At 62.7% G+C, this 8,401-nt stretch carries 10 protein-coding genes; all 10 read right to left on the reverse strand.

Going from position 1 to position 8,401, the window contains the following annotated elements; genetic code table 11:
• The coding region (locus tag QZ079_RS06000) for a methionine ABC transporter permease (protein ID WP_297036382.1) at positions 1–525 on the reverse strand (525 nt) is incomplete at its 3' end.
• The gene (locus QZ079_RS06005; protein WP_291288256.1) at positions 518–1,267 is read right to left on the reverse strand and encodes a methionine ABC transporter ATP-binding protein; all 750 of its coding nucleotides are present in this window, start codon (positions 1,265–1,267) and stop codon (positions 518–520) included. The genes QZ079_RS06000 and QZ079_RS06005, both read right to left, overlap by 8 nt.
• Before the next feature lie 383 nt (positions 1,268–1,650).
• Positions 1,651–2,232 carry an Asp23/Gls24 family envelope stress response protein gene (locus QZ079_RS06010; protein WP_291289942.1) on the reverse strand — a complete coding sequence of 194 codons (582 nt, stop codon included), beginning with the start codon at positions 2,230–2,232 and terminating at the stop codon, positions 1,651–1,653.
• A gap of 60 nt (positions 2,233–2,292) precedes the next feature.
• Complete coding sequence (locus tag QZ079_RS06015) at positions 2,293–2,712, reverse strand: DUF2273 domain-containing protein (RefSeq protein ID WP_291288254.1); 420 nt, start codon at positions 2,710–2,712, stop codon at positions 2,293–2,295.
• Positions 2,699–3,253: a hypothetical protein gene (locus tag QZ079_RS06020; protein ID WP_297036384.1), complete on the reverse strand. Its 555-nt coding sequence runs from the start codon at positions 3,251–3,253 to the stop codon at positions 2,699–2,701. Before QZ079_RS06020 ends, QZ079_RS06015 begins: the two co-directional genes overlap by 14 nt.
• Before the next feature lie 272 nt (positions 3,254–3,525).
• Positions 3,526–4,332: a YebC/PmpR family DNA-binding transcriptional regulator gene (locus QZ079_RS06025; protein ID WP_291288252.1), complete on the reverse strand. Its 807-nt coding sequence runs from the start codon at positions 4,330–4,332 to the stop codon at positions 3,526–3,528.
• A 161-nt stretch (positions 4,333–4,493) separates the two neighbouring features.
• On the reverse strand, positions 4,494–5,825 hold the full coding sequence (gene glmM, locus QZ079_RS06030; RefSeq protein WP_291288251.1) for a phosphoglucosamine mutase: 1,332 nt from the start codon (positions 5,823–5,825) through the stop codon (positions 4,494–4,496).
• 209 nt (positions 5,826–6,034) lie between these two features.
• Positions 6,035–6,853, reverse strand: a complete 819-nt coding sequence (lgt, locus tag QZ079_RS06035; protein ID WP_297036389.1) for a prolipoprotein diacylglyceryl transferase — start codon at positions 6,851–6,853, stop codon at positions 6,035–6,037.
• A gap of 17 nt (positions 6,854–6,870) precedes the next feature.
• Positions 6,871–7,155 carry a NifU family protein gene (locus QZ079_RS06040; protein WP_291289946.1) on the reverse strand — a complete coding sequence of 95 codons (285 nt, stop codon included), beginning with the start codon at positions 7,153–7,155 and terminating at the stop codon, positions 6,871–6,873.
• A 215-nt stretch (positions 7,156–7,370) separates the two neighbouring features.
• A complete protein-coding gene (locus QZ079_RS06045) occupies positions 7,371–8,375 on the reverse strand; it encodes a glycosyltransferase (RefSeq protein ID WP_297036393.1) in 1,005 nt (334 codons plus the stop codon).
• Positions 8,376–8,401: the final 26 nt, after the last annotated feature.

The raw sequence follows: 8,401 nt of genomic DNA on the forward strand, positions 1-8,401 counted from the left end.
ACCCACCGCACCCGCGATGGCGGTGTAGCCCAGCACGGCGATGAGCGTGATGGACACGCCGCGCACGATGGACGGCAGCCCCTCCGGCAAGAGGGCGGAGAACACGACGCGCGGAATGCTCGCGCCGCACGCCTCGGCCGCCTCGACGGATTCGCGCGGGACCTCGGCGAGCGACTGCTCGATCATGCGCGCCACGAACGGCGCCGTCGAGACCACGAGCGGCGGAATCACGCCGAGCACGCCAGACGTGGTGCCCACGAGCGCCTCGGTCACGGGCATGATGGAAATGAGCAAGATGATGAACGGCAGCGAACGGCCGATGTTCACCACCCAGCCGAGCACCGCGTTGAGCACGGGCATGGGTCGAAGCGACCCGGGCGCGGTGAGGTAGAGCACCACACCGAGCACGATGCCCAGCACATAGGCGATTGCGGTGGAAACGAAGAGCATGGCGAGCGTATCGCCGAGACCCTCGGCCAGAAGCTCGCCGTACTCTGCAAGGAATTCGGTCACGAAGCTAGGCATCCCAATCAACCCTTTCGAGCAGCACCTTGGCCGCCTGGCTCTGCGGCGCGGCGAAGACGTCCGCCACGCTCCCCTGCTCAACCACGCGTCCGTGCTCCAGCACGGCGACGTTGCGGCAGATCTTCTCGACCACGCCCATGGAGTGCGTAATCACGATGATCGTGACACCCGTGGTGCGGTTGATCTCGCGCAGGAGCTTCAAAATGGTGTTCGTGCTCGCGGGGTCAAGCGCGCTCGTAGCCTCGTCGCACAGGATGTACTCCGGGTCGCACGCGAGCGCGCGGGCAATGGCCACGCGCTGCTGCTGGCCGCCGGAGAGCTGCGCGGGATAGGCCTGCGCCTTTTCGGCCAAGCCCACCATCTCGAGCAGCTCAAGCGCGCGTGCGCGGTTCTCAGCCGTAACGCGCCCCGTCGCCGCCTTGTAGGGGAAGCAGACATTGTCGATGACCGTCTTCTGGGCGAGCAGGCCGAAGTTCTGGAAGATCATGGCCACGCGGCGGCGGTAGGCACGCAGCGCGGCACCGGAAAGACCGGTCACGTCCTGACCGTCGACGACGATCTTGCCCGACGTGGGACGTTCGAGCAGGTTGATGCAGCGCACAAGCGTGGACTTGCCCGCACCGCTCATGCCGATAATGCCCATGATGTCGCCGTCTTCGATGGCAAGCGAGACATCGTCGAGCGCGTGCGCCTGGCCGGCAGCCGTGCTGAAGGTCTTGGTAAGGTGTTGGATTTCTATCACGGGATGGCTCCGCTCGATGATATGGTCCGAATAGTGGCGGCACAAGACCGCCTGGCGGGTCGTCCCCCGCCGGAGACGACCTAGTGAAGGCGCCCGGTCTCCCCATGCACGCGACGGTTGCGCGGCATGGCAAAGTGCCCGGGCGAGGGCATCTCCATGACCATCATCATCGTGATATGTGCAACGGCGCTCAACATACGCTTTAGCGTAGCAGCGTGCGCGCGGCATGGCAAGCCCGCAATAAAGGCGAAACGCAAGGTGGACGCGGGATGTAAAATTACCCCAGGGGTTTTTAACATGGCTCCTGGCGTTGTCACTTAACGCCCTGCATTTCCTTTCATGTTAAAAACCCCTGGGGTAATTTTACATCCCGCGGCTGGGCCTTATGCTTCGTCCGCGTCCTCGCGTTTCAGGTTGTCGAGGAAGGTCTTCTTGCGCGCCTCGTATTCCTCGCGGGTCACGACATCCTCGATGCGCAGGTTGATGCCCGCGACCTCGAGTCCGGTCATCTCGTCCAGACGCGCCGTCACGCGCTCCTTCACGTCCTCGAAGATGTCCGGCGCGTAGCAACCGTACTCGATGATCACCGAGATGTTGATGATCATGCGGTTGTCGTCCGTGACCTCGACCGTCACGCCCTTGGTAAGGTTCTCGGCACCAAGCTGCTCCTGGAAGAAGTGGACGAGGTTGCCCTTCATGCCCAGCACGTGAGGCACCTCGCGCGTCGCCATAGCGACAATTTTCTCGATCACGCCGTTGGAATAGGTGAGCGAATCGTCCGTCTCATCGTCATACTCGTCGGCGTCGGTTGCATCGTCTTTGCCGGTGGCAGCCCCATCGGAGCACGCAGGCGCGGCGGCGAGAGCCTCCCCCGTCGCCTCATCCGCACTGACCCCCTCCACGGGAGCCTCGGCCACAGCCTCTTCGACCTGTTCGACCACGTTGTTCTCGAGTTCCTCTGCCATGATGCCACCTCTCATAGAAACCGAAAAGCTGTAACCTCCGCCGCAATTCGTCGGCGCGCCTTAGGAATTCCGCCTGCTGAAAAGGCGGCTAAAGAAGTTCACGATACCGTTATCACCGTCGCGAATCTGCCCGATCATCGCGCCCACGACCACGAAGACCGCGATGACGATGGTGCTCCACAACCCGATGGTGAGGATGAGAATCGCGAGCACGAGTCCGATGAACCCGTATCCCACAGTATAGGGATGATTGCCCGCATAGACCCATGCCGCCGCGCCGAGCCCCTGAATGAAGCCCATGGCGCCCTCGAGGTCCTCACGCGTGATGCGCTTCTTGCGCTCTTTGCGCGAACGCTTGCCGCTGGCAGACGCATCCGCATGCGCCGACGGCTCCGCACCCTCGAGACGCTCTTCTTCGGGCGCGGCATCGCCCTGCTCGACCACGAGCTTGGGAGCGACTCCTTCACTAGCCTTGGTCATGTGCGACCTCCTTGGAAATCGTCGTGGTCTTGCTTGGGAGGAACCGAATCTGCGCCATCACGCCCTCGGCTCCGAGCATGCGGTTGCACGCCTCTTCGACATGCAGTTGAATGCGCTTGCCCAGGCTTTCCAAGCCGACCTCGCTGAATGCGATGAGTTCGAGCGTTACCCGGACCTGCGAAGCATCGCGACCCACCACGCGGCTCGAGACGCGCTCCACGAGCACGTCTTCCTCCTGGGCGGCGGCGCGGGCGACGGAGGTGATCGCCGCGAGGCGAACCTCGATGTTGGGATTGCCCGCCGGATGCACGCTCACGGGAGGCCGGCGTTCAACGAGCGTAACGACGACCGTCGCAAGCACACCGATCGCAAGCAGGATAAGGCATACGATAAGCACGATGCGCCCTGCCGAATGCTTAAGCAGCTCAGAAACCCGCTCGCGTGTATCGTCCGCACCGAACTGCAGGCACGCGAAGCCGCCCGCCACCACCACAGCGGCAAGCAGATACACGATTGCGCAGATCTTCTTCAGCGTCCGCATGGCCCTCCTTTTGGACATCGTGCGAGATGAGCCCGTCCGCGTTCGCAGCGCTCTTCCACACGATTATAAGCGAGGCCGAAGCAGACGACGACGCGCAGAGCTACCCTCTGCACGACGCCGACATTTTCCGCCAGATTACCGATGGCTTCTACCGAATACCGGTGGGATATGTCGACGCCGTGGCGGAAGAGACGGGCAAAACGGCCAGCCCGATACGAAAAGAGGGCCCCCTTAGGAACCCTCTAGGAACAACGCGTTGGCGCGCAGCTCGCCTACTCCTCTTCGAGAGCGGCGATGACCTCGTCGGTCATGTCCATGGTGTGGTACACATCCTGAACATCGTCGAGCTCCTCGAGGCGGTCGATGAGGCGCTGCACCTTCTTGGCATCCGCCGCGGAGACTGCCGTCGGCGTGGTGGGAACCATGGTGAGCTCGGAACCCTTGACCTCGATGCCCTGATCCTCGATGCCCTTGGACACGGCCATGAGCTCAGTGGGGTTCGTCCACACGACCCACTCCTCACCGGCGTCCTCGTAATCGTCGCCGCCAGCCTCGGCCACGGCCATCATGAACTCCTCCTCATCGCCGGCAGCGCCGTTGGCCATGAGGTTCTCCTTCTTGTCGTTCGGGTCGATGATCTCCTTGGCAACAACGATCTGACCCTTGCGCTCGAACTGGAACGCCACGGAACCGGTGGTGCCCAGGCTACCGCCGGAGTGGGAGAACGCGGAGCGAACGTCGGCAGCGGTGCGGTTGCGGTTATCGGTGAGGCACTCGACGTACACGGCAACGCCCGCAGGACCGTAGCCTTCGTAAACGATGTTCTCGTACACGGCGGCATCGGCGCCAGCACCGAACGCCTTGTCGATAGCGCTCTTGATCTTATCCTTCGGCATGGACTGCGCCTTGGCCTTGGCGACTGCCGCAGCGAGCGAGGCGTTGTTGTCGGGGTTGGGATCGTTGCCCAGGCGAGCGGCAACGGTGATGTTGCGGCTCAGCTTGGAGAAGAGCGCCGAGCGCTTAGCGTCCTGCGCGCCCTTGCGATGCTTAGTTGTTGCCCATTTAGAATGTCCGGACATACGAAACCCCTTCTATATCATTCTGGCTTTGCGCCTCTATGACCTAAACGACAGTATGATATACCGTCTTGGCCTGCAGGTACAGGCATTGTGTACGTAAAATTACCCCTGAGGTTTTTCGACATGCGTGATGTCAAATCACCCCCAAGGGTTTTATCGTCCTACAGCGATTCGATGACGCGCGCGACCTCGTCGACGTAGTGCTCGCACTGCTCCATGGTGGGAGCCTCAACCATCACGCGAACGAGGGGCTCGGTGCCGCTGGCGCGGACGAGCGCGCGACCATCGCCCTCGAGCGCAGCCTCGACGTTCGCCGCCGCGGCCTTCACCCGCTCGTCCTCCATCACGGCATGCTTGTCCGCCACGCGCACGTTCTTCAGCAGCTGCGGATAGATGGTGAGCGGCTCCGCGAGCTCGGAGAGGGTCTTGCCCGTCTCGATCATCGTCTGCATGATGCGCAGGGACGTGTTCACACCGTCGCCCGTCGCGCTGTATTCCGAGAAGATGATGTGGCCGCTCTGCTCGCCACCGAGCGCGTAGCCATGCTCGGCCATGCAGGCGCTCACGTACTTATCGCCCACGTCGGTTTTCTCGTAGTTGATACCCAGCTTGTCGAAAGCCTTGAAGAGACCGAGGTTGCTCATGACCGTCGCGACCACAGTGTTTCCGGCGAGCTTGCCCTCGCGCGCCAGATGGGCGCCGCACACGTACATGATCGTGTCGCCATCGCACACGTTGCCGTACTCGTCCACGGCAATGCAGCGATCCGCGTCGCCGTCGTAGGCGAAGCCTACATCGAGACCCTCCTCGCGGACGTACGCCTGCAGGCGCTCGATGTGCGTGGAGCCGCAGCCCTTGTTGATGTTGAAGCCGTCGGGCTCGTCCGAAATGGGGAACACCTCGGCGCCGAGCGCACGGAACACGCCGGGGGCAACGGGCGTGGACGCGCCGTTCGCGCAGTCGAGCGCGATGCGATAACCCTTGAGCGAGAAGTTCGCGGACGCGATGAGCGAGCCGATGTAGCGGTTGCGTCCCTCGATGTAGTCGATGGCGCGGCCGATCTGCTCGCCCGTGGCCAGCGGCACCTCGGTCTTGCCGTCGATGTAGTCCTCGACCTTCTGCAGGACCTCGGGGCTCATCTTGTAGCCGCCGGAATCGATGAGCTTGATACCGTTATCGTGATAGGGGTTGTGGCTCGCGGTGATCATGATGCCGCAGTCGAAGTCGCCGTGGCGCACCACATAGCTCACGGAGGGCGTCGTGGTCACGCGGAGCACGTACGCGTCGGCACCGCTCGAGACGAGGCCGGCAACAAGCGCGTTCTCGTACATGTAGCTCGAACGACGCGTGTCCTTGCCGATGACCACCTTCGCCTTGCGCTCCTGGCGAAGGCCATAGTACCAGCCCACGAACTTCCCGATCTTGAACGCGTGATCGACCGTGAGGCCAACATTCGCCTCGCCGCGGAAGCCGTCGGTGCCGAAGTATTTCATCATCGCTCCTTTGCGGAAGAAACCGGGATGCTGTTCCATGACCATGGTACGCTCGCGCCATGCCAGTCGGCCGTCTTACACGAGAACTACGGACAGCGCGGCGGCCATGTACATTTACCCCAGTGACTTTTTTACATGCTTTGACAGCCCCCTAGCTCAATAGCTTTTCGGCATGGCATGTAAAAAAGTCGTTGGGGTAATTTTATATGCTACTTCACGTAGTCGCGCTGGGAACGGTTGGCGCGCAGCGCATAGACGATGAGCCCCGCACCGATGAAGATGAGCGGGAGCGACAGCAGCTGCCCCATGGTAATGACGCCGCCGAAGAGGTACCCGAGCTGCGCATCCGGCACGCGCACGAACTCCACGAGGAAGCGCACGATACCGTACCCGAGCACGAAGACGCCCATGAACGTACCCTGCGGCAGGGGTGGACGGCGCCGGCTCAGCACATAGAGAATCGTGAACAGCACAATCCCCTCGAGAAACGCCTCATACAGCTGGGAAGGGTGCCGCGGGATATCGCCCGCCGCGCCGCCGAAGACCACGCCCCAGGGCAAGTCGGTGGGTTTGCCCCACAGCTCGCCGTTCACGAAGTTCGCGCAGCGGCCCAAACAGAGCGCGATGGGCACTCCGATGATCGCGAGGTCGGCAACCGTCCACGCAGAAAGCTTGTAGACGCGGCAAACGATGATGCCGCCAATGATGCCGCCCACGAGCCCGCCGTGGAAGCTCATGCCTCCGTGGTTCGTCATGAAGACCTCGAGCGGATGCGTCCAGTAGAAGCCGTCGCCGTAAAAGATGACGTAAAACAGGCGCGCGCCCACCACGAGACCGATCACCGCACCGAACACGACCATCATGAGGTCGTCGGCGGTGATGTTGAGCCCCCAGCGCCGCTGCGTTCGCCACATCATGACGCCGCAGAGCGCAGCGCCCACCACGTAGGCGATGCCGTACCAGTAGACGGTGATAGGGCCGACGGAAAGCGCAACCGGATCGAGGCTTTGATAGAGTTCTGTGAGCATGAACGGCTCCGACGCTGCTAGAACGGCGTGTACTCGTCGAAGAGGTCGGCCATGTCGCCGCCACCGAGGTCGTTCACCGCGACGACGCGCGTCACGCCGGGAACGTGCTCCTTCAAGATGCGCTCGATACCCATCGAGAGCGTGAGCTGGCTCATGGGGCAGCCCGCACAGTGGCCGAGCAACTCGAGTGAGACGACGCCTTCGTCATCGACGCCCACGTACTCCATGTCGCCGCCATCGGCCTGCAGGTTCGGGCGGATCTGCTCGAGCACCTGCTTCAAAAGCTCTTCGTTCACTGCCATGAGAATTCCTTTCACGCCCGCGCCATAGCCAGTCTGCGGGCACGCGTTCGTTGAGATAACTGCACGCAGTATACCCGCATTTGCCGTCGCGCGCATCCCCGGGACGAGCGGGTTGTTCGCGACGAGGCGTGCGGAGCGGCGCAGCAGGACGGTAGGAAACGCGATGTCCCAAAAAGGGACAGGCGCATATTGGGACATCTGCGCGGCAGGCGGCACTACCCGCTGCGTCGCGCCTCGTCCTCGATGTGGTATACCTCGAGCTCCCATTGCTTGCGACGGTTCTTCGCAACGGTGTCCAGAATGAGCCCCGTGCAGAGCGAGAGCGCGCCGCAGAACACGAGCCCCACCGCAAGCACGGCAGACTGCAGCTTCGAGACGAATCCCGTCGCGGAGAACTCGGCCACCACAGGCATCCCCACGGCAAGTCCAAACAGCAGGAAAACGGACGCTACGAGCGCGAAGAACTTAAACGGGCGGCAATCTTTGAAAAGCGCGCCAATCGCCATAAGCACACGCAAGCCGTCGCTCACCGTCGAGAGCTTGGACGAACTGCCCTCCGGCCGATCGCGATAGGCGATGGGCACCTCGGCGATGCGCCAACCCATGTCAACAGCATGGATGGAGACCTCGCACTCGAGCTGGAACCCGCGCGAGACCACAGGAAACGTGCGGGCAAAAACCCTGCTGAACGCCCGGTACCCGCTCATGACATCGTGAAACGCGTAACCGTAGATTGCTCGGATGAGCCAGCGCACCAGATCGTTGCCGAACCCATGGAACGCGCGCCCGTTCTCGTGCGCATAGCTGCCATTCGAGAGGCGGTCGCCGACAGTCATGTCCGCCTCGTCCGCGAGCACGGGTGCCACGAGCGCGGGCGCGGCCTCTGCGGGATAGGTGTCGTCTCCATCAACGAGCAGGTAGCAATCCGCATCGATGTCGCGCAGCATCTGGCGCACCGTGACGCCCTTGCCCTGGCGCGGCTCGAAGCGCACGGTAGCCCCGTGTTCGCGGCCGATACGCGCGGTATCGTCTGAAGAGTTGTTATCGTACACATAGATCGCCGCATCGGGCAGCACGCGGTGGAAATCGTCCACGACCTTCCCGATGGTGATCGCCTCGTTGTAGCACGGTATGAGCACCGCGACACGGGAACCATCGACGGAACGAACTGAGGGGGCGGCAGAGGCTGGTCGCTCGCGCGTACTGGCATCTGCGAGCACGGCAGCGTCCGCGCGGCCCGTCGCGC

Source organism: uncultured Enorma sp. (genome assembly GCA_905210055.1).
Lineage (GTDB): Bacteria > Actinomycetota > Coriobacteriia > Coriobacteriales > Coriobacteriaceae > Enorma.